This window comes from Shewanella benthica KT99, assembly GCF_000172075.1.
Classification (GTDB): domain Bacteria; phylum Pseudomonadota; class Gammaproteobacteria; order Enterobacterales; family Shewanellaceae; genus Shewanella; species Shewanella benthica_A.
Map to the genome: position 1 here is coordinate 1 of NZ_ABIC01000021.1, position 25,980 is coordinate 25,980.

The 25,980-nt window shown below is 44.4% G+C and carries 20 protein-coding genes and 3 pseudogenes; 8 read left to right on the forward strand and 15 right to left on the reverse strand.

Annotation, left to right across the window (positions count from 1 at the left end):
- Positions 1 to 446, reverse strand: a pseudogene (locus KT99_RS11075) (IS1595-like element ISSbe2 family transposase); the annotation flags it as partial.
- A gap of 68 nt (positions 447 to 514) precedes the next feature.
- Between KT99_RS11075 and KT99_RS20815 the strand changes: the two are divergent.
- Positions 515 to 1,048: pseudogene (locus tag KT99_RS20815) on the forward strand (lytic murein transglycosylase).
- A gap of 118 nt (positions 1,049 to 1,166) precedes the next feature.
- The gene (locus tag KT99_RS11085; protein ID WP_005500013.1) at positions 1,167 to 1,607 is read left to right on the forward strand and encodes a YcgN family cysteine cluster protein; all 441 of its coding nucleotides are present in this window, start codon (positions 1,167 to 1,169) and stop codon (positions 1,605 to 1,607) included.
- Positions 1,608 to 1,671: 64 nt separating this feature from the next.
- Here the strand turns inward: KT99_RS11085 and dsbB are convergent, their stop codons facing one another.
- Together dsbB and nhaB are read right to left on the reverse strand one after the other, a co-directional pair.
- Positions 1,672 to 2,211: a disulfide bond formation protein DsbB gene (dsbB, locus tag KT99_RS11090; protein WP_100067653.1), complete on the reverse strand. Its 540-nt coding sequence runs from the start codon at positions 2,209 to 2,211 to the stop codon at positions 1,672 to 1,674.
- Positions 2,212 to 2,360: 149 nt separating this feature from the next.
- On the reverse strand, positions 2,361 to 3,944 hold the full coding sequence (gene nhaB, locus KT99_RS11095; RefSeq protein ID WP_005500017.1) for a sodium/proton antiporter NhaB: 1,584 nt from the start codon (positions 3,942 to 3,944) through the stop codon (positions 2,361 to 2,363).
- Positions 3,945 to 4,253: 309 nt separating this feature from the next.
- On the opposite strand from nhaB, the gene fadR reads away from it, so the two are divergent.
- Complete coding sequence (gene fadR, locus KT99_RS11100; RefSeq protein WP_005500018.1) at positions 4,254 to 5,009, forward strand: fatty acid metabolism transcriptional regulator FadR; 756 nt, start codon at positions 4,254 to 4,256, stop codon at positions 5,007 to 5,009.
- 186 nt (positions 5,010 to 5,195) lie between these two features.
- Here fadR and KT99_RS20820 read toward each other — a convergent pair.
- A pseudogene (locus KT99_RS20820) lies at positions 5,196 to 6,222 on the reverse strand (ISAs1 family transposase).
- A gap of 377 nt (positions 6,223 to 6,599) precedes the next feature.
- Here KT99_RS20820 and KT99_RS11110 point away from each other — a divergent pair.
- The 4 genes from KT99_RS11110 to KT99_RS11125 all read left to right on the forward strand — a co-directional run bounded on the left by KT99_RS11110 (position 6,600) and on the right by KT99_RS11125 (position 10,190).
- Positions 6,600 to 7,778 carry a pyridoxal-phosphate-dependent aminotransferase family protein gene (locus KT99_RS11110; protein WP_005500021.1) on the forward strand — a complete coding sequence of 393 codons (1,179 nt, stop codon included), beginning with the start codon at positions 6,600 to 6,602 and terminating at the stop codon, positions 7,776 to 7,778.
- A 5-nt stretch (positions 7,779 to 7,783) separates the two neighbouring features.
- Positions 7,784 to 8,545, forward strand: a complete 762-nt coding sequence (locus KT99_RS11115) for a CDP-alcohol phosphatidyltransferase family protein (RefSeq protein ID WP_005500028.1) — start codon at positions 7,784 to 7,786, stop codon at positions 8,543 to 8,545.
- A 129-nt stretch (positions 8,546 to 8,674) separates the two neighbouring features.
- Complete coding sequence (locus KT99_RS11120; protein WP_040571887.1) at positions 8,675 to 9,337, forward strand: CDP-alcohol phosphatidyltransferase family protein; 663 nt, start codon at positions 8,675 to 8,677, stop codon at positions 9,335 to 9,337.
- A 100-nt stretch (positions 9,338 to 9,437) separates the two neighbouring features.
- On the forward strand, positions 9,438 to 10,190 hold the full coding sequence (locus tag KT99_RS11125) for a phosphocholine cytidylyltransferase family protein (RefSeq protein WP_005500031.1): 753 nt from the start codon (positions 9,438 to 9,440) through the stop codon (positions 10,188 to 10,190).
- 246 nt (positions 10,191 to 10,436) lie between these two features.
- On the opposite strand, the gene tamB is transcribed toward KT99_RS11125, so the two are convergent.
- Together tamB and KT99_RS11135 are read right to left on the reverse strand one after the other, a co-directional pair.
- Positions 10,437 to 14,279 (reverse strand): autotransporter assembly complex protein TamB, encoded by a 3,843-nt coding sequence (gene tamB / locus KT99_RS11130; RefSeq protein ID WP_005500032.1) that lies wholly within the window; start codon positions 14,277 to 14,279, stop codon positions 10,437 to 10,439.
- Positions 14,276 to 16,138, reverse strand: a complete 1,863-nt coding sequence (locus KT99_RS11135; protein ID WP_040571889.1) for an autotransporter assembly complex protein TamA — start codon at positions 16,136 to 16,138, stop codon at positions 14,276 to 14,278. Before KT99_RS11135 ends, tamB begins: the two co-directional genes overlap by 4 nt.
- A 151-nt stretch (positions 16,139 to 16,289) precedes the next feature.
- On the opposite strand from KT99_RS11135, the gene KT99_RS11140 reads away from it, so the two are divergent.
- Positions 16,290 to 17,297, forward strand: coding sequence for an isoaspartyl peptidase/L-asparaginase family protein (locus KT99_RS11140; RefSeq protein ID WP_040571894.1), 1,008 nt, complete (start codon positions 16,290 to 16,292; stop codon positions 17,295 to 17,297).
- Between the two features lie 76 nt (positions 17,298 to 17,373).
- Here the strand turns inward: KT99_RS11140 and KT99_RS22310 are convergent, their stop codons facing one another.
- The 9 genes from KT99_RS22310 to KT99_RS11180 form a co-directional block, all read right to left on the reverse strand.
- On the reverse strand, positions 17,374 to 17,541 hold the full coding sequence (locus tag KT99_RS22310; RefSeq protein ID WP_198402018.1) for a hypothetical protein: 168 nt from the start codon (positions 17,539 to 17,541) through the stop codon (positions 17,374 to 17,376).
- 66 nt (positions 17,542 to 17,607) lie between these two features.
- Positions 17,608 to 17,955 carry a hydrogenase/urease nickel incorporation protein HypA gene (hypA, locus tag KT99_RS11145; protein ID WP_040571895.1) on the reverse strand — a complete coding sequence of 116 codons (348 nt, stop codon included), beginning with the start codon at positions 17,953 to 17,955 and terminating at the stop codon, positions 17,608 to 17,610.
- Positions 17,956 to 18,084: 129 nt separating this feature from the next.
- A complete protein-coding gene (gene hypE / locus KT99_RS11150) occupies positions 18,085 to 19,101 on the reverse strand; it encodes a hydrogenase expression/formation protein HypE (RefSeq protein WP_005500039.1) in 1,017 nt (338 codons plus the stop codon).
- 2 nt (positions 19,102 to 19,103) lie between these two features.
- A complete protein-coding gene (hypD, locus tag KT99_RS11155) occupies positions 19,104 to 20,219 on the reverse strand; it encodes a hydrogenase formation protein HypD (protein WP_005500040.1) in 1,116 nt (371 codons plus the stop codon).
- A 4-nt stretch (positions 20,220 to 20,223) separates the two neighbouring features.
- On the reverse strand, positions 20,224 to 20,463 hold the full coding sequence (locus KT99_RS11160) for a HypC/HybG/HupF family hydrogenase formation chaperone (protein WP_005500041.1): 240 nt from the start codon (positions 20,461 to 20,463) through the stop codon (positions 20,224 to 20,226).
- Positions 20,464 to 20,465: 2 nt separating this feature from the next.
- Positions 20,466 to 21,224, reverse strand: a complete 759-nt coding sequence (hypB, locus tag KT99_RS11165; RefSeq protein ID WP_005500042.1) for a hydrogenase nickel incorporation protein HypB — start codon at positions 21,222 to 21,224, stop codon at positions 20,466 to 20,468.
- A 101-nt stretch (positions 21,225 to 21,325) separates the two neighbouring features.
- Positions 21,326 to 23,677, reverse strand: a complete 2,352-nt coding sequence (gene hypF / locus KT99_RS11170; RefSeq protein WP_050774348.1) for a carbamoyltransferase HypF — start codon at positions 23,675 to 23,677, stop codon at positions 21,326 to 21,328.
- Between the two features lie 3 nt (positions 23,678 to 23,680).
- Positions 23,681 to 25,408 (reverse strand): Kae1-like domain-containing protein, encoded by a 1,728-nt coding sequence (locus tag KT99_RS11175; RefSeq protein ID WP_005500045.1) that lies wholly within the window; start codon positions 25,406 to 25,408, stop codon positions 23,681 to 23,683.
- The gene (locus KT99_RS11180) at positions 25,395 to 25,952 is read right to left on the reverse strand and encodes a HyaD/HybD family hydrogenase maturation endopeptidase (protein ID WP_005500046.1); all 558 of its coding nucleotides are present in this window, start codon (positions 25,950 to 25,952) and stop codon (positions 25,395 to 25,397) included. The genes KT99_RS11175 and KT99_RS11180 overlap by 14 nt, the downstream gene beginning before the upstream one ends.
- Between the last annotated feature and the right edge of the window lie 28 nt (positions 25,953 to 25,980).

Here is a 25,980-nt window from a genome sequence, read left to right on the forward strand (position 1 = left end):
CGTTTACCTTTTCTCTTTCCCCCAACGAAGGCATCATCAATTTCAATGAGACCTGAAAGCCTATATAGACTGTCTCTATGACCCATTGCCGTTCTCAACTTGCTCAATATTAAGCGTGCCGTTCGCCAATTAACCTCAATGAGTTTACTGAGTCTCAATGCTGAAATGCTGCCTTTATCTGAGCCGAGAAAGTAGATGGCCCAAAACCACTTCGCTAAGGGAATACGGCTACCATGGAATACAGTATCTGCGGTGACAGATGTTTGTTTATGACACTGACTACATTCATAGACATCACGAGTAGTGAGCTGATAACTATGCTCACAACTGCACCTAGGACAAATAAAACCAGTAGGCCATCTGATGTGCTTTAGGTGGTTTAAACAATCAATTTCAGAACCAAACTGGCGTTGCCATTCAAAAAAACTAGCTTCAGGCGTTTTCATCGTCAATCTCACTTCTAGTCGTGATTTATACAATAAGAATAGACTGAAACTGACTCATATGCAGAGGCATGTATAAAAATGAGTTCTTCGCCGCCTTGAGAATACTTGCTCAAGAGCGAATAACTTTCGATGACTTGAGGGCGTCGAGAACCGGCGGCATGGGACAGATTCAGTTTACACCCAGTAGGTACCTTGACTATGCGCAAGATGGTAACGGGGATGGCGACAAAGACATCTGGAATGATACCTTAGATGCTATGGCCTCTACCGCAGGTTTTCTCAAAAAAACAGGTTGAAATCGTCAACAGACATGGGGCCGACAAGTGAGAGTTCCCCAAGAATTTGATGCCGAACTTGCTTCATTATCGGTGAAGAAAACCTTTTCACAGTGGTCAAGTCTGGGGCTCACTCGCTTCGATGGCAGTGCATTACCGGCTCGGGACGATATGTCAGTGTCTCTCATCATGCCAGACGGTCCCTCGGGCCGAAAATACCTGATTTATGACAACTACCGTTCACTATTGGCGTGGAATAGCTCAGACTATTTCGCCATCTCTGTGACTTATCTATCTGAAAGATTGAAATATCCTCCTCTCAAATAACTCTCAACCTTAAGTATTACTAAGATAGACCTCTCCTGCAGAGACCCGTGAGCTTCAATGAGTTCACTAACTAGTGTAAAATAGTCTGCGAAAGTTGTCTTTTTTATAGAATAGAATAATGGAATTTTGGAAAGAAAAAACCTTAGCCCAGATGAATACTTCAGAGTGGGAGTCTTTGTGTGACGGCTGTGGTAAGTGTTGCTTGAATAAAATTATCGATGATGATACCGAAGAGCTCTATTACACCAATGTGGCGTGTAAGTTACTCGATAGCCATGAAAGCCATTGTAGTCACTATTCAACCCGATTCGACTATGTGCCTTCGTGCACTCAAGTGACCATGGAAAATGTCGCCGAATTAACCTGGTTACCGGACAGCTGTGCCTATCGGCGTTTATATTTAGGTCAGTCATTACCAAGTTGGCATCCACTCATCACGGGCTCCAAAACAGAGATGCATCAACATGGCATGTCGACACAAGATAAAGTGATCTGTGAGACTAAAGTTAAATATATGGAAGATTATATTGTGCTCTGGCCGTTGAGAGATCTGAATTAGTCGACTAATTTCACCGGATATAGAAAACAAAACAACGCCCGGATAGGGCGTTGTTTTGATATAATTATCTATAATCGGCGATGAATCCTTGTCTTGGCTTGTTGGCCGATAGAGCCGGGATAACGAAGAGGAGTAGGGTCATCAGGTAAGCAGCGAAAGCCCCAATCATATATTGTCCCATAGTGACTCCCATCATTTCCCAAGGAACATCACTGCACATACCCGTAGGAAGGAAGATTTCAGGCATCCACTCATGGAGCGGCATCCAAGCAGGAAATTCAGGTAAGAAAGAGCAAGTCGCAAATGGAGATGGGTTGGTTTGCATATCGACTAGTTCAAGTGCTAGTTTTAAGCCCCAAGCGGCACTGACCCCCCAGCCAAAAAAAGCTATTAGCCGAGCAAAACGATTCTTATGGCCGACGATGCCAATTAAGCCCGCGGCCAAAATGCCAAAAATAGCGAGTCTCTGGTAGATGCACATCACACAAGGATCTAATTTCATCACATATTGAAACAAGATGGCGCATAACTCGAGCCCCAACGCCGTGCCTGCCAGAATAACCCAGGCAAGACGGGATTGAGCGAATCTAGTCATAGAGTTCAAATTATATTCTCCGTAATATTTATACTGCAGGCTAGGCCCTAGCCAAATGATGGATAAACCATATCGTACAGTGGTAAATGAGCCAATGAAAAACGCCCATGTAGGGCGTTTATAAGACTGAATTAGCGGGTAAAAGTTCAGTGTTTGTATTAATGGCCCGTCACTGCACCCATAGCTTCTTTCGCCGAATGGTGAATGAGTATGCCTGAGTCATAGAAGTACTGAGTCATGTACTCGAGTGCGCCGAACTGAATGGCTAACACACCCACTATGGATAACACTATGGTGTATGGCAAAGCCATCCATACCATGCGCCCGTATGAGAGACGTACAAGTGGCGCGATTGCCGAGGTCAACAAGAATAGGAAGGCTGCCTGACCGTTCGGTGTCGCAACTGATGGCAAGTTAGTCCCCGTGTTCACGGCGACGGCTAATAGGTCGAATTGGTCGCGGGTTATCTGTCCGCTGAGCAGAACGGTCTTGAGCTCGTTAATATAGACGGTGCCGACAAAGACATTATCGCTAACCATAGAGAGTAAGCCGTTGGCGATGTAGAAAATCACCAACTGAGTGTTGCCTTCGTAACTCAGTGCCCATTGAATTACAGGTGCGAACAGCTGTTGATCGATAATGACACCTACGATGGCAAAGAATACCGCCAATAGGGCGGTAAAAGGCAGGGCTTCTTCGAATGCCTTACCCAGCGCATGTTCATTGGTGATACCATTGAAAGCCGTTGCCAGTATGATGACAGATAGGCCTATTAAGCCCACTGAGGCTAAGTGTAGGGCTAAGCCCAGTACCAACCAGACGCCGATGAGAGCCTGAATTATCAGTTTCATCTTGTCATGTTTAGTACGATGTTCATCTTGATAGGCATCGTAATCGGACAGTATCTTATGTACCGCTTCTGGCAGTTGCACGCCGTAGCTGAAGACCTTAAATTTCTCTACCAGGTAACAGGTCGCTATGCCAGCAATAAAGACGGGCACAGTGACGGGTGCCATACGTATGGCAAATTCGGCGAATTGCCAGTTTGCTTGTGCGGCTATGATTAAGTTTTGTGGCTCTCCAACCATAGTACAGACACCACCGAGCGCGGTACCCACGCCGGCATGCATCAATAAATTACGTAGGAAACCACGGAAGTTTTCTAACTCCTCTTCACACAATTGGTTATTGCTTTCATTGGTATGATCATGATCATCTGCGAAGGATTTGCCCGACGCTACCTTGTGGTAGATGGAGTAGAAACCTATGGCAACGGCAATGATTACCGCGATGACGGTTAATGCATCGAGGAAGGCCGATAAGGAAGCGGACGCTAAACAGAACATCAAGGAAACGGCGACTTTAGAGCGTACCTTAGTGATCATCTTAGTGAAGGCATATAGGAGTAACTGCTTCATAAAGTAGATGCCGGCGACCATGAAGATCAGTAGCAAGAGCACTTCTAAATTGGCTTCTATCTCATGCATTACCTGGCTCGGTGAGGTCATGCCTATGGCGACTGCCTGAATGGCTAATAAGCCACCAGGCTGTAGAGGATAACATTTTAACGCCATGGCTAAGGTGAATATGAACTCGACAACGAGTAACCAACCAGCCACAAAGGGGTTAATATAGAAAATTATTGGATTTATTATTAAAAAAGATATAATCGCGATTTTGAACCACTTAGGTGAATTCCCCAAGAAGTTGTCAATAAACGCCTGACGCATTGTCACAGGCATAGCACCCTCTCAAATTGATATATATGATTGATAGTAAAAAACGACAGTTTATTTGAATCGCCTCAGTTTAGCGTAAAGAAAGCATTAATTTAATACCTTAGTTACATCTAATGCTTAAAAATAGCTTAAAAATTAGATCTAAATGGTAAAAATATCCCAAAGTCGTGAGCTGGAGGGGGATTTTGTGTCTTTTTGAGAGAGGAAACTTTGATCTTGGCCAGTATTATTTCATATAAGGTTTCCATTTTTTCACGCTCTGGTATGATCAGTACTCAACATAACACGAACTAGAGTGGGAAAAGTAACCTGATGACAATTGCCCCAAAATCTCCTTTAACTTCAAAAAATTCGGGTATCATTGAGGCTAAAGGACCGGCGAGCTTTGCTGAAAAATACATTGTCCGATCGATTTGGGAAGATAAGTTCCCTCCAGGTACCATCTTGCCTGCAGAGCGTGAGCTTTCTGAATTAATCGGCGTTACACGAACTACACTCAGAGAAGTGCTGCAGCGACTGGCCAGAGATGGCTGGCTGACGATTCAACATGGTAAGCCGACTCGAGTCAACGATATTTGGGAATCGTCAGGCCTCAATGTACTTGAGACCATTGCGGATCTTAATCCTGCCGGCGAACCTGTACTATTAGAGCAACTACTCTCGGCTCGAACTAATATCAGTGCCATCTATTTCAAGGGCGCGGTTCGTCATAATCCCGATAAAGTGCTGGAAGCATTGAAGCAGATCTCAAGTTTAGATGATGATCCTCAGGCTTATGTCGATTTTGATTATCAGTTGCATCATACCTTAGCGTTCAACTCTGGAAATCCACTTTATGTATTGATCCTTAATGGATTTAAGGGCCTTTATAGTCGAGTCGGTAAAGATTATTTTACCATCCCTAAAGCGCGTGAACTCGCGTTTGAGTTTTATGAAGGGCTCAGACAACTTGCCGCAGAGAAGAATCACAGCGCGATACCGGCTTTGATGCGCAGTTATGGTATCAATAGTGGTAAGGTGTGGCAGAAATTTAAAAATAACCAAAGTCAAAATACGGAAAATGGATAGTCGGTCTTCTGTTAGTTGAATTATCGCTCATGTCGTTAAACTGACGGTAGACAGGTCTTAGGACCTGTGTCAGTGTTAACCTCCTACTTGTATTTTAAGAATGTCCATGGGTCTCTGTGTTGCGTTTGCAATGAGTATACAGTACCCACATCATTTTTAATTTGAGCAAGGATGTTGAGTGCACGGCTAGCGCATTTTAATCCCTGACTCTAACAGGGTTGAGCGATACTCGTCGTCCAACCCTGCCATCTTCTTTTTAGCCACTATACTCGCGCGTTTTGTCTGGTCTTGCTTGAACAAGGTCATTGCTATTTTTCTCATCACATTAAAAGCAAGCGGACCTCGGCCTTTACGGATCCGTGATTCATCTTCTCTGAATGTCATATCTAACACCCAATGCATACTTTCTACTTGCCAGTGATTTCGCACAGAAGATAACGCCTGCTCTGCATTTAAATCTAATGAGCTAATGTACCAACGTGTTTCAGTGGTCTCTTTACCTGTCGTTTTTTCATGTCCGTCTGATGTCACTTTGATAATGCTTTTTAAGCCAACCCACTGATATTTATTATTTAACCAACTTTTACTAACCAGCACTTGCTGACAACGTCTTGTTTCAATTCGCCCGTGACCGCTGTCTATGGTCGTATGTTCATCAAAATTATCGGCTGTAAAACCTTCACGCTGGCACTTGTGCCACCAAGCTTCTAATTTACCCTGTAGACCAGAATGATGACCTTTAAGCGCTAGAATATAATCAGCCTTTTGCTTAACGATTAGCTTTGCTATCTCTTTTTGACATCCCATAGCATCGAGCGTGATGATGCTGACAACTCCAGGCGCTCACAGTATGAAGTGCAGTTTTGCCGTCAATGGCAATGACATCGCAACCAGTACCTTCTAGGAGAGAAGAAATCCAAGCTTGAAAAGCTTTCTCTATTTCATCCGTTTTTAATCGGCAGATAACACGGGCAATAGTGTCATACCGAGGAATACCTGCTTTAAAAGGACGATACTGACGAAGCCAATCAAGCTTTAGATGTCCAAAGTTTTCAATGTCTTCCCATCCTTCAGAGCCTGACATAACCGCACTTATAGCGAGTAAAATAATATCTAATAAGTTATGTTTTTTACAACGCTCAATACGGGGATCCGCAATCGAATCAAAATGTTTTAAAAAGTAGCAGTCATTAACATCACCAAAAAAGAGTATTTGGTGATCTGATCGCTACTTGAGCATAAAGTTCAATTTATAATGATCTTGCCGTGTGATGTTGAGTGCATCAAGTTAAAAACTTATAGCTATAATAAGTGATATCTGGTATTATACCCCTCTGTTTCAACGAGAAGCTATCCTCATAATTTCTAAGCTGCGTTCTCATAACTTACTCTCAAAGATTGGGATACGGCTAGCTAAACCAATGAAAGTCCTCGCTTAACAGTTTTCTATATTGTATTAATTATCTATTCATTAAATTAGTTGATGAGATCTGTGATCCATTGCCTTAAGCGATCCTTCGAATAATTTATAAAAATCATGATATATTATATACTTGTCTTTATTTTAATGTAGTGGAGAAAAAATCAATAATGAACAATTATCTTTTATTTACACCCGGTCCTGTTAATGTGGCAAATAGTGTCAGATTGGCAGTCGCTAAAGAAGATATTTGTCATCGAGAAGTTGAGTTTGACCAGTTGTTACAAAGTATTGAAACTAAATTACTCAAAATATTTGAGCTTAAACAAGCTGATTATAGAGCTGTGGTTATTACTGGTTCAGGCACAGCAGCAAACGAATCAATGCTTTCATCCGTAGTGGGTGATAAGAATATTCTCATTATCACTAACGGTGAGTTTGGTGAACGCTTAGTCGATATTTCTACTATCCATAATAAAAACACCTACAGGTTGGATTTTCCCTGGGGAGAAGTGTTCGATATGGACAAAATATCGGACTATCTTAAATGTAATAACATTGATGTAATCGCTATGGTTCATCATGAAACGAGCTCAGGTATGTTAAATCCAATTGAAAAAATTGGGGCCTTGGCTAAGAAACATAATGCCTTATTTATTGTTGATGGGGTTAGCTCTGCTGGGGCTGAAAGAATAGATATGGAAAAGTGCCATATCGATTTCTTTTCAAGTTCAAGTTCCAAAGCTATTGGTTCGTATTCCGGCCTCTCCTTTATCTTGGGGAAAGTACAAGAGTTTGAAAAATTAAAAGAACTTCCAGTTAAAACTATGTATCTTAATTTATACAAGTTTTATTATTTCATTAAGACGCTCTCTCAAACTCCCAATACACCTGCGGTGCATCTGTTTTTTGCCTTAGAGCAAGCTTTAATTAATTTTCTCGATGAAGGTGTTATTAATCGTTATGCCACATTAAAAAATAGAGCTAAACGATTAAGACAAGGCATGTCTAATTTAGGTTTGAAATTTTTAATTGCTGAAAAAGATATGTGTTCGGTATTAACCACGGTTCACATACCTGAACATATAGATGTTGGGAATTTCCGCCAAAAATTACGTGAAAAATCTATAATTATTTATGAAGGTAAAGGTTGCTTTAAGAATAAGGTGTTTCAAGTTGGTAATATTGGAGAGTTGTCAGATGATGATATTCAGTATTTTCTATCGTCTTTGAGCAATATATTAGCCAGTTTTAATATGACAGAGAAAAGTGATATTCAACTAACTTCCGCTGCTCATGTTAGCTCATTGGTTGAACAATTATCTCCGACGCAGCTCTCTATTGCATAAGTCTTATGAAGTCTAAATTTTCCCGTTTATGGGCAACTAAAACGAAAGACGATGAATGGTGGTCATCATTTGTCACTTCGCCGTTAGCAATTGTTCTTAATTATATGGTTATTGATTTTAAATGGTTAACGCCAAATAAAATTACCCTTATTTCTTTTATTACTGCGATTATTGCCACTGTTTTTATTGTGCTTGGAGGCTATCAAAATTTTATTATTGCCGCTGTTTTGATCCACTTAAGTCATGTGTTTGATTGTATGGACGGGCAGATGGCGCGTTATCGAAAAACGACTTCTGTGGTCGGTTGCTATTATGATAAACTTACCGACGAAATTCAGGTAGCACTTTGGTTTGGGGCTGTCGGCTATGCAGCCTATGTTCAATCTCAACAAGTCTTACCCCTTGTTCTGGCTTTTATCGGCGTAGCGTCATACTCCTTTAGGGGATATGTAAAATATGTAGCTTTTTACACACAAGTGAGCCAAAACAGTCACTATTTAAAAGGACTAGCTCAACAAGAGTCTAAGACTGACAAAGAGGATGTGGCTGGCCTTGGCTTTGGATTACGGGCAAACTTACGCTGGTTAATTGGCGAGCAGTACAAGATCATTTATGTTAATGAGGGTGTATTCATTTTTATGCTATCGTTAGCCTTAATACTTGATAGCTTAATTCCTATGTTATGGATCTTTGCTCTTAGTCAATTTCTTCTTGCCCTTGGGCGTGCTTGGCGTAAATGCCGAGAAATTGAAAAAATTGATAATTAGTGATCTGACTATGCTGTAAATCCTTTAATCAAGATAAAGAGGCTAAAAGTGTTTTAGCCTCAACATCACTTATTTTTAGAATTGAATTTATCGCTATTGTTAATTTAAAATATTATTTGAGAACTCAGCATGCCACCAGTAGAAACCATGAATAACCAACAGCCACGACCAAGCATATTATCTTTTGCTAAAGACTTACCCAATATTTGTTCGTTAATGGGTCTGTTCTCGGCACTATTAGCCATATATTTTGCCTTTTTATCTTTGTACCCAGCAGCAATGATTGCCTTGATTGTTGCAGTCTTTCTAGATTGGAGTGATGGCATTATTGCCAGGAAAATGCAAGGGAGGACCAAAGAGCAAAGCCAGTTCGGCGGTCAACTCGATTCCTTAATTGATATTGTTAGTTTTGGTATTTGCCCCGCAATATTATTATTGAGTTATGGCGATTTTAGCCCGTGGTTTTTCCCCGGTGCCTTTATTATTGTTGCCGCAGGTGTTTTACGTTTGAGTTACTTCAATGTTTTTGGTTTAGATGGGGAGTCAACTTATCAAGGTATGGCCATTGATAATAATGCTATCATTCTGGTCTTTATTTTTCTCTTTGATGGTTTACTTGAACCTGGTCTATTTGTCTACCTGCTATATGGGAGTATTGTTACAATAGCATTTCTTAATGTAGCACCGATTAGAACACCAAAACTGAGTGGTGGTTGGTATTATGTGCTTATCGCTTATGCCATTATAATATCGCTATTTTACGGTTGTAAAATAATGTCTATTAATGGTTAAATATTTATTCTATATCTAGATTAAACTTTTTTTACAAAAATACATAGTATTAAAAGTCATAAACGCTTTTAGTTGAAAATCAATAATTTTGAGTGCTGAAATGAAAGACCAAATTAAAAAAACAAAAATTAAAGCCATCATCTTGGCCGCTGGCGTCGGTTCCAGGATTAGACCTTTGACTGATAATTGTCCAAAGAGTTTATTGAAAATAGGAGACCATACTATTTTGGAAATGATGGTTTCACATCTTCAATCTTGTGGAATTAATGACGTGGTTTTTGTGTTAGGTTATTTGCAAGATCAAATAAAAAATTATGTTAAGTCCAACTTTCCTGACTTAAATGCACAATTTGTTACTAATGAACGATATGAGGTAACAAACACAGGTTATTCTTTAATGCTGACAGAACCTTTCGTTAAAGATTGTGATTTTATAAAATTTGATGCCGATGTTGTCTTTGATCAAGAAATTCTGCGTAAATTGATAGTGAGCGATTATTCTAATTGCCTTTGCATTGATAAAGATATTAATCTTGATGCTGAAGAAATCAAGGTGATTGTTGATGAACAGAATAAGGTACTAAAAGCCAGTAAAGAAGTCGCGCCTCAAGATGCCATCGGTGAGTCAATTGGTATTGAAAAAATTAGCAAAGCAACAGGAAAACTTTTATTCACTGAATTAAAGTTAATGATGAATGATCCAGACAATCATCAAGCATATTATGAAGCGGCTTATGAGCGATTGATTGAGAAAAATGTTATTTTTAATACCCTAGATATTACTGGGCTAAAGTGGACTGAAATTGATACACAAGCTGATTTTTCTTTAGCAAAGAGTATTTTTTGCAATTAAATTTAACTTAAAATTGTGAATAGATTGTAGTCATGAATCTATGAATAATTAGAAGTATTTTCCAAACAGCTAGCTAAAAGTATCAAGTTTGAAACTGATTTTCTGTATATATCCCACTTTCTTCGTTTTGAGTGGGATTTTTCTCTTAATTCTGCGACACTAGACTTGTAAGTTGGGCCTAGATTCCAAGGATAATGAACACGTCCAAGTGTCTTTATTCGGATGAACACCTTAATACAAATAAATCTAATCTATATCAAAATTATAATAGATATCTAATGACTGCTCTATGCTGCCCGATACTGTCTCCAAATAGAGCTGTGATAATAAGTAATACCTGACAGTCATCTCATAACCAGGATTAAAGACGCCGTAACCATATTTGACCATCAGATCTTTGCCGATGAAACCGCTGATAGCCATACGGCCGTCATCATTTGCATCGAGTTGAACATTTGAAAATCCAAGTTTTTCAATTAATCCGGTTGCCGAATCGCCGATGTTATTCATTGCACCCCCTCCGATCTGCTTACTCAAGGTTAGCGCCGCACCCAACATCAAACCACTGTTCTGTTCATTATCATTGCTATGAAATCCTGTGCCCTTGATGATGTAAGAGAGTATTTCTGCTTGTTCCTTGGTAGGGCTAGAGAATAAGGTGACAATGGGCTTGAGTGGTGTGCCTGTTATTCTGACTCCGGCCAAGACATCTTCATCTTTGATCTCTCTTACCGCCTCGATATTAAGATTGGGCACCTCCATTGGGCCAATAAATTGGACTTCACCGGCTTTAATATCTAAGGTTTGACCCATGAATTTATATTTACCGTCTACAACGCGTATATCACCGTAGAGTAATGCCGGCTTAAAGGCTTGTTGTTTTAGCTCTAACACGCCTGTCAGCTTACCTCTGAGGCCCATGCCATCAATTTTTAGCTTATCTGCTAGCTTGATTTTTATGTCAGATGTGAGAGCCAGGGGAGTTTGATTGATCTCCCCGGTGGATAGACTGTCGTTAAAAACCACATCTTTAGAAACCTCTACCCCTCCTGCGGGTAACTGTACTATTTTGATATGGCCTGATGGCACCTCGATTATGCCTTTTATATTGAAACTATCTTTAGTGAAAGTGAAGTTAAGATCGGGTGAGACATTGATGATGGCCAGAGGAGGCTGAATGATAACTAAGTTATTACCGTTAATTTGGATATTGCCATTGAGCGCACCTGTGCTCCAGTCTATATGGCCTATCAGCTTAGCCTGACCCTGTCCCATTTTCCAGGTACCATCGAGTAGGGCACGTTGACCCGATAGGGACACCGCAAACTGAATATCTTCAAATAGTGTTGGGTTCGCTGTGGCTAGGAGCTCACCATTTTCCAGTAGTAGTTGACCGGAAACATCGGGGTGATCTAATGTGCCCGTTATTTGCAACTCACTGGATATATTACCCTGTATAACTTCCAGTTGAGGTAAAAACTCTGCCAAGGCATTCAAGTTTATCTTATGTAATTTTGTATAACCCGATAGCGTTCGGTCTGGGGTCACCGCTATGTCTAGCCGTCCTTCCCAGCTAGCGATGTTATGTGAATCGAAGCGTAATTGCGTTGATAATCTCTTCTCATCTAGTGATGCGTGCAGTGCGAGTGTTTTATAATCTATATCCACATCGCGCTTGTTATTCTTTAGGCTGACATGGCCTGGTTCGAAATCAAGACTCAAGGATCCCTGAGGTTTAGTATCTTTGGCCCATATCAGATGTGAAGATAAATTTGCCGGCGCTTGCCATATCAAGTTGTCGGGCAATAGCGGCGCTAATATGGCGCCTATGTCTCCCTGGAATGTGATACTGGCATCACCATTGGCGCCCAGCTCGGCTTGGTCATCCAGACACAGTTTGCCATCGATGTTGAGCCAACAAAAGGTGCTGAGCAAACCTGTCTGGCTTAGGTTGTCCCAAGATACATTAAAAGGCGCTTGCAGATCCCAGTCACCTAAGATAGAACTCAGGCTTAACCTTCTGACCTCGGCGACTAACTTTTCGGTTTTGCTGTTGAACTTCGAGTATATTTGCGTATCGAGTCTATGCTCTCCCGATGTCTGTAGCTCCAGTTTTTGATTCTGCTCGTTTCCCTTAATACTCAGTGTGATTGAGTCTAGTTTCTGTGTGTTATATTTGAATTTTCCTGTACTGATTTTTAGGGCAAACTCTTGATTATCCAGCGGACGATAGAAACCTTTAACCTGAGCTTGTTCTAGCTTGAAATGCTCAAATTGCAGATCCAACGCCTTGGCTGAGATTCTGACTTCAGGGTGGTCACTCTCTCCCGACACATTCATCTTAGCCTTGATGTTGCCAGAGGCATCTGGGTGCCAGAGGTTAAGATCGGGAATATCGAGTAAGGCATTGACTGACCAGTATTCGTCGGCGGTGCCTGAAATGGTCAAAATGGATTGTAAGGCGCTCAGTTTTAAGCTGTCGGCACTGAGGTGGAGTTTATCATCCAAGCTGAGATCGCCAATGAGATGAAAAGGGTATCCTTGAATTTCACCGGTTAAATCAGCTTGAGAGATAGCGACTCGCCATTGTTTTTTCTCAAGCTTACCTCGGGTGTTAAACCTGCCACTGATGAAGCTTTCCGGTAACGGATTTTCAAGGGGTAATGCCAGCTGCTCCATATCAAAATCTATGGCATCGATAGCCGCATCCCAGCTGATGCCGTCTGTGTAACTAACATGGCCAGAAATTTCGATGTCACCGAGTTTCCCTCTTGCTCTAAAATGATTGACTTCGACCTCAGACCCGCTATGTGTCAGCTGAGTATCGACAGCCAAAATGGGGTGGTAAGGGCTGTTAATGTGTGCTGAGAACGTCAGGTTTTGCAGGTCAAGATCACCTTCACTCTCAAGGTCGACGGACTGGGCTGAATAGGTATTTGTGTCTAAGGGCCAACCAATTTGGTTAGATGTGAGAGAAAGATGATAAGCCAGTTTAGGGTCGGACAGTGCAATATCGCCAGTCAGTGAATAGTCGATATGGCCATTGCCGCTCGATTCTACCTTGAGTCGATTAAAGCCTCCAGATAATGCTAAAGTGGCATGCTGCTGTCCTAGTCCCGGTATCTCATCGACATGCCCGGCATCTATAACTGCAATAAAATCCATCGGGTAATCGTCGATGAGGGATATCTCGCCCTCAAGTTCGACCTTACCATAGGTGTGTTCTAGCTTAAGTTTCTCGATATGGATGAGGAAACTGTGATAACTGGCTTCAAAGTCAATCTGGGAGAAGAGGTCGTCTCTCTGCCCAAGCCTTAGATGACTGTTGGTGAGGGAAACGCGTTCGGCAAATACAGGAATAGGCATAAAGACCTGAGGTAAGTCTGCCATGGCCCAAGTGTTATCTTGGTCTATGTCTATTTGTGAATGTTTATCTGAATCGTTTGATAATGGAATGTCGACCAGCAGATCTTCAGAGGTTAAATAATTCACTCTGATACCTGTTGACTGCCATTGCGCTCTTGTTTGTAGACGCGATACATTGAAATGCATATCATCGACCCTGACTCTGACATTAGCCAAGTCAGCCTTAGTCAGATCGATGCCGAAAGCCAGGGTGAACTCTGCATTGATTTCATCCCGTTCCTTGTGCTCTTTTATATCAGTATCTATTTCGACAATGACTCTCGACGCTAACAGTTCATCAACACAAAGCTGTTTGCGCAGCAGGCACAAGGGGTGCCAATCTAAGGTTAAGTCATCCACCTCTACCGCAACTCCCGGCATCTGCCAACGGACATCTGTGACCTCCAGCCTGTTATTGATGGCACCGCCGACATAGGTGATCTGCAGATCGGGCACTAGAGTATCTGCCAAAAAAACAGTGAACCGGCTACCGATATGGGTGCCAATTAAGAGTGCAAATGTGATCAGAAAACCCAGTGGGATATAGATTAAGGCGCGCGAAACCAGCTTGAAACTTCGCCAAAGCGTGTATTGATACCCTGTTTTTTTCTGTGGTTTTGTACGGATTGATTTTTTGGGCTGCACTGGCTCATTGATGATCATGTCATTTGATTCTTGGGTCATAGCTCTGCCCCCATAGTCAAATGGATGCGCCATGGTCTGTCTACCGTATCAGTCTCTTTGAGGCCTACACCGAGATCCAGCTTGATGGGTCCGATAGGCGATATCCAATGTAATCCGCCGCCAACAGAGACTATGGGCTCTATTTGGTTGACATCGAATGCATTACCCGCGTCGATAAAGGTGCCAACACGCCAAGTTGGCGTCACGTAATACTGATACTCGAGACTTCCCACCATCAGGTAACGTCCACCGACAACTTCTCTGGCTTCATCGCCATCACTGTTTGTGTAGTCTAGGTAAGGTCCCAACTCCTGATAGCTGTAGCCCCTGATGCTCTGGTCACCACCGGCAAAATAGCGCAATGACGGCGGAATAAGTGCTAAATCAGCATCATCGGCTAAGTTAACGCCTAGGTCTAACCGAGCCACAATTCTATGTTTATCGAAAAAGGTTTCAATCCATTTATACTTAGTCTGTATACGTGTAAGCTGAATCGCTGAGCCTAAATTAGGGTTTGCATACTCGATGCTGTAATACTGAAAAAATCCAGACTTGGGATCTAAGGTGTTGTCGCCACGGGTTGTCTTAGATATGTTGGTGCCAAAGAGCAAAAATTCAGGTGAGTAATCAATATCAGACTGGGTGTAGAATTCTTTCATCGCTTCAAGCGAATAACCTAATATCCAGTTATTAGAGAGCCTTTGCTGGCGTATCACGGCTATTAAGCCTTTACTCGCCTCGAGTTCACCGGTATTGGTGAACTTGTTATCATCGGGATGGTAAACCTGAGTCACACCGTATTTATCCCTGAGCATACCGAAACGGATTTTTAGTTGATCATCCAGAGGATGGGTCAATGGGATAGTGTAAGTCGTCAGATATTTGGGTCTATCCGGGGACCATTCTAAATTGGTTTCTTGGGAATGGCCGTAGCTGTTTATCTGTGGTGTTCGCCAGTTTATGCTGACTCTCGGCTCGACGGCGCTGTCTGTGGTATTGCCTATATCAACACCTAAACCTAACTCTATCGAGTGACTCGGCTTGGGGCTCAACTCAACCTTGATAGGCACATCTAGCCCTATCGCTTTATCAACCTGAGGCAATACTTTGATATTAGAAAAATAACTGGTGTCTAATAACTCCCGGTTTAACCTAGATAAACTTCCTGTGCTGTAGGGCGATTTTTTTTCAAATGGAATTAAGGTGTCTAGAAATCCATCTTGTAAGCTATGGCCTGCAAAATTGACCTCTCCCATATGGTACCTGGGTCCTGAATCATAGTGCAGGGTGATCTTGGCAGTGTTGACATCACGGTTAACTTCGATGGAAGACTGCACATAATTCCCATCAAAATAGCCTCTGGCCAATGCGAGGGTGATCAACTGATATTTCATCAGTTCGTACTTGCCGTGATTGAGAATATCTCCAGGTTTGATGGCAATCTTGTCGAGCCATTGCAGGATAAACGCGTCTTCGAGGATCTCACCGTCAAAATGTAAGTCAATCCATTCGATGCGCGTGGGCTCTCCAGGGGTCACATCTAATGATAGAACCCAAGGTGAATCAGGGCTGGTTTGCACATCTTGTACTATCTCTCCATGGTAATAACCCAGAGAATTCAATGCTGCGATCACATTATCTTCGGCATTAAAGATAAAAGCCCGTCGCTGAACTTCTGAGCTTGGTAAAGTCCCTAAATGGGCTTCAATGTTGCGGCTTAGGGAGTCATTGGCACCGGTGATTTTTAACATTAGAAAACTATTTGCCATGACAGGAAATGCGCTGAGCAGGCTGCTCAATAAAATGATGCTCAATGGCCATAAGCGGAAAGAAGATAATTGCAAAAAATCGGGCTCTATTCAGTGAGTAAAGAAGGCTGAGTATATTGTCACTATATAATTAATTTCTAGCAAGCTTATGATTGTAATTAGCACTAAAAATGGTTACAAAGAGTGCAAATAAAAAATAAAGGCCCTAAAAGTGAAAAATATAAACAAAATACTCGCCATTATGCTGGCGATTTCAAGCGTGTCGAGTTCAACAGCCTGGGCTGATGATAAGCCATTTGCTATCGCGATTCATGGGGGAGCCGGGACGATTAAGCCAAGCGACTTCACCCCAGAGAAAGAGCAGGCATACCGCGACAAGTTAACGCAAGCGGTCGATGCTGGTTATGCCGTGTTGGACAAGGGTGGCTCGAGTCTGGATGCGGTCACGACAGCCATTAATGTGTTGGAGAACTCGCCATTTTTTAATGCGGGTATAGGAGCCGTCTACACTCATAATGAACAACATGAGATGGATGCTTCCATCATGGACGGTCAAACCATGAATGCCGGCGCCGTCGCTGGGGTTAAACATATCAAAAACCCGATAGATTTGGCGCGTCTGGTCATGGATAAATCTGTTCATGTGATGCTCTATGGTGAAGGGGCCGAGGAGTTTGCCTTGACTCAAGGTGTAACACTTGTAGCAAATGAAACATTCGATACTCCCCATAGATACGAGTCATTGCAGCGTGCAAAAGCAAAAATGGAGCAAGCCAAACTCGACAACAAAGATTATCTTGTTGCACATAGTGAGCTAGATACTGAATATAAGGTGGGTACTGTAGGTGCCGTCGCCCTCGATAAGCAAGGTAATATCAGCGCGGGTACTTCTACTGGGGGCATGACCAATAAGCGTTATGGGCGTATCGGCGACTCGCCAATCATAGGGGCTGGCACTTATGCCGAAAATGGCGTGTGCGCCGTATCGGCGACGGGCCATGGTGAATACTTTATTCGCTATCATGTGGCGGGAGATATTTGCGCCAAAGTTAAATATCAGCATAAATCAATCATCCAGGCGGCAGATGAGGTCATCAATCAACGTCTTATTACCGCAGGCGGTACGGGGGGAGTCATTGCGATAGATCAACGTGGCAATATCGCTACGCCATTTAATACCGAAGGCATGTACCGTGCGACCCGTAAGCGTGGTGAAGAGGCGCAAGTGATGATCTGGCGAGATAATTAATACACCACAAGCCCCATGGATCACACCTCAAGCCCCAATGGATTGCACTGGGGCTTAGTCACTTTAGCGTGTGAAATTAACGGTGTTTCTTCCATAACATATAGGCTGCAACAATGAATATTGCGGCGACAATGGGGAGCAGGTCTTGAAGATGATGGAATAAACCTATTCCATTGTGGCCAGAATGAGCCCAAGCCATTGATGGCATGGCGACTAGTGCCATCATAGATAATACTGTCTTCATAGGTAACTCCATTTTGTTTATTGTCGGTTTAATTTTATTTTGTGATGACTCAATATTTTGATAAAACTATTCTGTCTCGAGTTCCAATTGCATCAATAACATCTCTTCACCCTCGGTAAGCCGGGTGTTGAAACTCTTGCACTCTGGACAGATAAGATTTCTCTCTTCCAGTTGAGTCAAGGCGTCGCAATCACTGCAGTGGATCACCAGCGGCTGGATCTGCATCTCGAGTTCGGCATTGTTGCAAATGCCATCGAGTTTAAAGGTTTCAAATGCCGTCTTGAGCAGTTCTGGTTCGACACCACTCATGACGCCAATCTTTATTACCACTCGAGCAATGCTGTAAGCCTTGTTTTCGAGGGCATGTTGTTCACACTGTGCGATCAGGGCGCCGACGATAGAATACTCATGCATGGCGGTAGTCCCCGCGTATTTGATTGGCAAGGCAGTGACGATAGAACTCTCTATCTGATGCATGGCTGGTAGCTCCCATGTATTTGATTGGCAAGGCAGTGACGATAGAAGTGTCTATTTGATGCATGATTAACAGATCCTTGGCAGTAGTTCACCCTGAGGGAGATCGAGATAGCGATGACTTCCCCAAGGCGTTTCGATAACGACTTTCCCAAGGTGCTCATCGGTCACAGTGCCTATGATGACGGCATTCTCGCAGTGACCGTAGCGCTGCATTATCTCTAACGCTCCCGCGGCGATCTCCTGGGGGAGTGCGATGATAAACGTCCCTTCGTTGGCTAGGTCATGGGCCTCAAACCCATAGAGTTCACACAAACCTGTCACTTCATCACTGATAGGGATGGCTGATTCTTCAACCTTAATGCCGACATTCGAGGCGAGGGCCCACTCATTGAGGACTGCGGCTAACCCACCTCGTGTTGCATCGCGCATGGCATGGATGTCGATATTTGCCGCGATTAGCTGCTCGACCACCGGCCATAAATTGGCGCAATCACTGGTGAGCTCAGACTCGAGAGAAAGCGCCTCTCTGGCCATCAAGATAGCGGCGCCATGACGTCCTATGTCTCGTGAGACTATGATGGCATCACCTTGCTGAATGTTCTTGACCGAGATCCCCTTGAGCAACACACGTCCCACACCGGAAGTATTAATGAACACACCATCGGCGCAGCCTCTAGGCACCACCTTGGTATCTCCGCAGACGATGCGCGTGCCACTCTTGGCCAGTTCCTGGCGCATACTCGCGGCGATAGTTTTCAGTTTAGCTATCTCAAAACCCTCCTCGATGATGAAGCTACAACTCAGGTATTGCGGCTCTGCGCCCATCATTGCCAGATCGTTAACCGTTCCTGCGATAGCCAGTTTGCCGATATCGCCGCCGGCGAAGAAGATAGGGGAGACGGTAAACGAATCTGTGGTAAACGCCGTCTCACCGGAGAGGTTGAGCAGTGCCGCATCCTCTTCGCTGTTTAAGATCGAATTATGAAATTCACTGAAGAAAACATCCTGGATCAGGGCATTCATCTCTTTACCACCGCCACCATGACTAAGTTGCACGTATTTACTCTTCATTTTATTCGACATGGTTAAACTCCGTTGTAGCGGTAATAAGCGTTACAGGCACCTTCAGAGCTGACCATACAGCTGCCCAGTGGTGATTCAGGGCTGCAACCTCGTCCGAACACTCTGCAATCTTTAGGGTTGGCGAGTCCGCGCAGGATATCACCACACTGACAGGCCTTATGGTCGTCGATCTCTTTGACCGGCAACCTGTCGGCGTATATGAGTTCAGCATCTCGGTGGGCATATTGAGCTCTCAGTTTCAGGGCGGAGTTTGGCAGCGGGCCGAGTCCACGCCAGCGGAAATCACCTCTTATGTCGAAAAAATGCTTGTTCTTCTCCTGTGCGGTAAGGTTGCCCTCTTCGGTCACTGCTCGGCTATATTGCACATCGAGCTCGGCAATGCCTTGGGCTTTTTGTTTGGCAATTCTTAGGATGGACTCCATGACATCGACAGGTTCGAACCCAGATATCACGACCGGTGTATGGTATTTTTCAACCACAGGGCGGTAGACCTTAGCACCCGTTATCACGCTAACGTGAGCCGGGCCGATAAATGCGTTAACCGTCGCCCTTGGATCCGCCATGACCGCATCGATTGCCGGTGGCACTAATACATGGTTGATGTGGAACAGCAGGTTATTGATATTTCTCTTTTCTGCCTGTTCGACTAGTACCGCCGTCATAGGGGTAGATGTTTCGAAGCCGATAGCGAAGAAGATAACGGTTTTATCCGGGTTCTCGGTGGCGATAGCCAGGGTATCGAGGGGATCGTAAATCGGACGAATATCGCACCCTTTCGCCCTGAACTCGGCAAGGCTGCCCATCGAACCCGGCACCCTGATCATGTCGCCTAATGTGACGAGAATGACATTAGCTTGACTGGCAAGTGTCGTGGCATGATCGATACGCTCTTTAGGCATAATACACACAGGGCATCCGGGCCCATGAATGAATTTGATGTTCTCAGGTAAGAGCTGATTCAAGCCATACTTCATGATGGTGTGAGTGTGACCGCCGCACACTTCCATGATATTAATCGGCTCTGAACATTTTCTCGCTTCTATGGCGATCATCTCAGCCAGTTTAGCGATGGTTTTAGGGTCTCTAAATCCTTGATAAAGTGATTTCAGTGCTAACATTCAATTACTCCGCTGCCGCCATTTTTTCGACTATTTCCTGGTAAAGCTCGATGCTCTGTAATGCATCGAATTTATCGATTTTATTCATGACGAATCCGATGTGGATCAACACATAATCACCCATTTCTAGGGGCTCAGACATCAGGTGTGAGCTGACTTTTCTCCGCACCCCCATGGTTTCAACGGTGACGCTTTGCTCCTCTTGGTGAAGCTCAACGACCTGGGAAGGAATCGATAGACACATGGTTACGCTCCTTTTAGGTGAGTATTGAACCAATGAGCAAGCTGAGTCATCGACTCGCCATCCTTAATTGAGACCTCAAGAACCTCAACGTTAGGATTGAGCTTGTTAACTTGTGCGCGGATCTCGGCGACACTGAAATCAAAATGGGGTAGTAGGTCGCACTTGGTGATCAAGACAAGATCGGCGCGGCGGAACATGACCGGATACTTCTCAACTTTATCATCGCCTTCAGGAACCGATATCATGACGACATTGAGGTGAGCTCCCACATCATAAGATGCCGGGCAGACGAGGTTTCCGACGTTTTCAACGAAGCAGATATCGAGATCTTTCAGTTCAACATGATGCAGGGCACCATGGACCATAAAGGCATCGAGGTGACAAGCCGAGCCGGTCTGGATCTGATAGGCGTCTATCCCCTTGGCTTTTAGCCTGTCTGCATCTCGCGACGTTTCCAAATCGCCTTCGATAACGGCATATTTAAGCTCAGTATATTCATGGAGATGTTCAAGCAAGCTTGTTTTACCACTGCCCGGGCTACTCATTAAATTAAAGGCTGTGACGCCATTGGCTGCAAAATGTTCTCTATTATGGGCGGCTTCAATATCATTTTTATCGAGTATTTTGTGGATAACCGCTAAGGTTTTCTTATCATTCAGTTGGGGATTACTATGTAGATCGCCGTGAGTGTGATGGTCATGATTATGGGAGTGCTCGTCATGGGAGGGGCGAGTCAGTGAACAGCCGCAATCTTTACACATTGTTGTACTCCATTTTTAGTCCTGATGATAAATACTGTCTGAAAAAGTGAAACTGTCTTTAATTCCCATCAGGTCAGTTATTGATTCTTGTTGTTTGGGCGTTATTTTTGATGCAAGCTATACCAGAGCTGACCGAGTGCAATACCGCCATCGTTAATCGGAACATGCTGGGGCATTAAACGTTGACTCGCCTGCTGCTTAAGCTTTGATATACATAGCTCAGACAGATAGCGGTTTTGAAAGACACCACCAGATAACACCACGGGTAGATATGTATGTTGTTTTGCAAGAGTGGTGACGGCATCGCTGAGGCTATGCATAAATCCACGCGCAATCGCACCGACTCTGTGTTCGGTTAATGGCTCTCGAGTTGCGCTGCATACTAACTGCCTGAACAGGGTATCGAGATGCCACATGCCATCGATAACAGGCAGTGTGTAACAACACGCTTCAGTTGCTATCGAATCGTCGAGTCGGTTTGCTGCCGCTTCGAGTAACATACCGGCCTGGCCCTCAAACTGTGTTTTCTCTATCAAACCGAGTAACACCGCGACCGCATCGAAAATACGACCGACGGAAGAGGTTTCGATACAGCAACTCTTGCTGAGCCATAACTTATGCAGGTTCTCTATGAATCTGGGGGAGGTTTTAGTCAAGATGGCCAAGGGGAGTGCGAGGATTTCATCCAGGGAATATTGCTGAAACAGGATGGCCAGCAGCAAACGCTTCGGATCCTTAATTGCCTGCTCTCCACCTATGAGCATAAAGGGTTTTATGTGGCAGACTCGCTCGAAACCATTCACATCGGCGATGAGTGCCTCGCCCCCCCATAAAGACTGATCGTCACCCAGGCCGGTGCCATCGAAGCTAAAACCGAGTACCTTATCCTTAACCTGATTGACGGCCATGACACTGAGTATATGAGCATGATGATGCTGTACCGTTAACTGTTTAACCCCCTCGTGTTGACAGGCAAACAGCTGCGCCCATTTAGAGGGGGCATAGTCAGGATGTTTATCCGTTATGACGGTTTTAGGGTTAAATTGATAAAGGCGTTGAAAGGTGGCCAATGTATCTTCGAAGTAGCTTTGGGCTTCTAAACTAAACAGATCGCCGATATGAGGGCTTAGCACCATCTTGCCTTCGAACCCGAAGGCGATGCTATTTTTTTGTTGTGCCCCCACCGCGAGGTGATGCGAGGCACAACCTGCTGGATTGTGTATGCTCAATGGCGCGAAACCACGGGCCAGACGTAACACTTGAACCTCATCTGCGACGCATTGAATGACACTGTCATCACAGGCGTTGATGATGGGGCGGTTGTGATCCAAAATTGAATCTACCACATCAGCAAGCTGAGCGATGATCTCATTAGCATCGCAAATTATCGGTTCGCCACTGCGATTAGCACTGGTAGCCACTATGGGGGTGTCGAGCGCTTTGAGAAGCAGAGAATGCAGCGGCGTGTAGGGTAAAAAAACTCCCAATTTATCGATGCCGGGCGCGACTGCCGGGCTTAAATTGAGCGTATTGGAGCGGTTCTTATTCATGATGGTGATGGGTCTTTCCAGTGCACAGAGCTGATCCCATTCAAATTGCGAACCTGTCACGATAGATTTTGCCATCTCGAGGCCACTCACCATGACGGCTAATGGTTTACTCGGGCGTCTCTTTCGCTCCCTCAACCGCTCGACGGCATCATGATTAGTCGCATCGCAGACCAAGTGGAAGCCGCCGAGTCCTTTGATGGCAATGATCTCTCCCTTCGACAATCGCTCGACAGTCTCTGTTAATGCCGCGTCTTTTTCTGCCAGGAGTTCACCCTCTCGAGAGAGTAAGGACAGCTGAGGCCCGCACTGCGGGCAGCTGACGGGTTGAGCATGGTAACGCCTGTCTAATGGATCGAGATAGGATGCCTCACAACTGGAACACATGGAAAAACTTGCCATTGATGTGTGTTTTCTGTCATAGGGTAAGGCTTTTATCAGTGTGTATCTGGGCCCACAATTAGTGCAGTTAGTAAACGGGTAGCGGTAATGACGGTTAACGGGGTCGTTAATCTCATCCAAACAGGTGCTGCAACAACTCTTATCCGGGGAAATCGCTACAACCGCAGTTACGTTGTCATCGCTGGCCACTATGATGAAATCCTGGCAATCCTGAAGCCGTTGCACTTGCGTTGATCTTAGGGTGTCGATGCGAGCGAGCGGGGGGGGAGAGGCATCAAAATGCGCAATAAAACGGTCTATATTGCGTCGTTCCCCCTGAACTTCAATGGTGACTCCCTGGCCGTTGTTGAGCACGAACCCGCTGAGGTTTTCGTCCCGGGCATGGCGATAGACGAAAGGCCGGAAACCGACCCCCTGAACGATACCTGTGACAAGGATTTCGACCCTTACAGCCGAGTCCGGCAGTAAGGAAGAGAGAGGCTTGTTTTCTCTGGTTTCAATCATAGGCTATTGTCTTCGCTTTTTAAGATAAAGCCCGCCGACGGCGAGGTTGTTACCATCGAGATCCAGTTTATGATTGATTTTTAGAGGGAAATTTTTACCCAGTCGTAGAGATAACCTTTGAGTCAGCACTTCGTTGGCAAACTCACTGCCTGCCAATACGACCGAACTGATCCCAATATTGAGATCCAGATGTTCAATCCAGTTCGCCAGAAAGTCGGCCAGAGAATCCTGCATACCAAATGCCAATTTGTATGAGTCTCTATCATCGGCTAAGCGGAAACTGATCAGTGACCCCAGTGTTTTGCACCAGTTAAGGCTTCTATGGGCTTCACCTTTAGTCAGGGGGTAATCGATTCGAGGCGAATTAGACCCTCTGTGAGCCATGGCGCAACCGATTAAGGCATCGGATAGTGCATCTTTAGTCAAGGTCTTGGTTGGAAGCCCGAGGATCACCGCCGCAATAGCCCAAAGGCTCTGCAGATTATCCGTTGGCGTGGCTAATTTCAGATCCAGCAGTCTGAGATAATCATCGGGATATTTCTGTTTAAACTTGTTAACCACGTCACGTTGAGGGCTCTGCTCCAGGTGATGGTAGATGTCATAGCCTATGCTAGGAAGCGTTGGCAGAGAGAAGAATAACTCAGCGTTTTGAGCTCGGTCTAGAGTCACAATCTGGCCAGTCTGCTGCTGACTGAAGTAGATCACAGCGCTGTTTTTACCCTGACCACTCTCAAGATTTCCTGCGTGAAGGGCGCAGAGCCCGGCGTCACTTCTTTTGTCATCAGTTCCATCGGTATCCGACTGAGTACAGCTAATCAGCCCCTTTTTCCACCTCGCGACTATGCCGTTGAAACTCGCTTCGTCGTGCAGAGGCTCCGGGGCATTATCTAAAACGACTAGGGGGTCATTATTGTCGGTTTCACTGGATATTGTACTCCATGCAGATTGGATCCAAACCATGGGTTTACTGAGGTGGTCGCCATGAAAATAGACCCAATCGATCCCTTTCTGCCTTAATATTTCACACAGAACGACCATGGCACGGTTATAGGCAAAGCAGAGATCGTAAAGTGGCGCATCAAGTTTTGGGTGTGCGTTAACCGGGCGGGCGGTGATTAACGGTTTTTCGATACTCGACAGGGCTAAGATGTGATGATCTTTCAGGTGAAACTGGGCGTTAAGTGTATTGGGGTTACAGATAAGCAGCTTATCCCGGCCCGTATGACTTAAAGGCGAAAGACTCAAGGTGATGGGATCTTTGTTTGGAAGTTGAGCTTCGCCATCTCTTAGTAGAGTCTCGGCAATTGATACAAGATCGGTATAGGAGAGACCAAAGTGCGCTTTATGAAGACGGCTTGCCCCATGGCAGCAATCGCACTTTAAGGAGATATCGCCAAACAGTGGGGATTGATTATCACCGAATTTTGGCAGACATTGCTGACAGAATTCCTGCTCTACCTTGGCATCGGGTAATAGTTGATGGCTCCCCATACGAGAATCGATCAAAGAGATGCGTGAATCTGTTAACCACACTGAGATAAGGAAATCTTGCGCAATCGCATCAGCGAGGGATTCAAGCTGCTTTAGCTCACCCTTAGCCTCGATAAAATAGACCTGCTTTTGATAACCTACCGTAATGTCTAGCTGGTCATGATTAAGGTATTGATTACATAAGTGTGCATAGAGGGGAACCTGCCTCGAGCAGGTAAATTCAAACCTAATATTCTTCATTATAATTAACACCGCGTTTGTATGACTCGGGGATTAAGGTGTTGATATCTGTTTCGTTGATGCGTTTGCAGCTGAAATCAAGCCGATTAAGATGCGCTAAAAGTGTTTTTTCCATCAAGGGAACTGCAGCTTCTACCAAGGGGGTTAAGCCTAAGGTCATAGGCTCGAGTACGGTTGGGGTGACACCTAAGATATAGGTTTTAGGACGATCGCCGACCATATCCATCATGTTCAATGTTTGCAGCATTTCGACTTCGTGAGCACTGCCTTGCCAGTCGATTTCTGCCGGAGCCTTATCGAAATCGAAAAAATAGACTTGCCCGGGTTGGACATCTTTTGCGTTGACTGTATCGACCACAATCAAGTAGTCATATTGACAGATAATCGGGATTAACGCCTGAGCGAGTGTGCCACCATCTGTAATATCCAACTGGTCCTTTTCGTGGCTGAACGTATAATTTTCAGCGATATAATTGACGAAATGTACACCGATACCTTCATCCGCGTACAGGACATTGCCAATGCCTAGGAGTAATACCTTCATTCAAACCGCACCTTGTTGTTAGTGACTA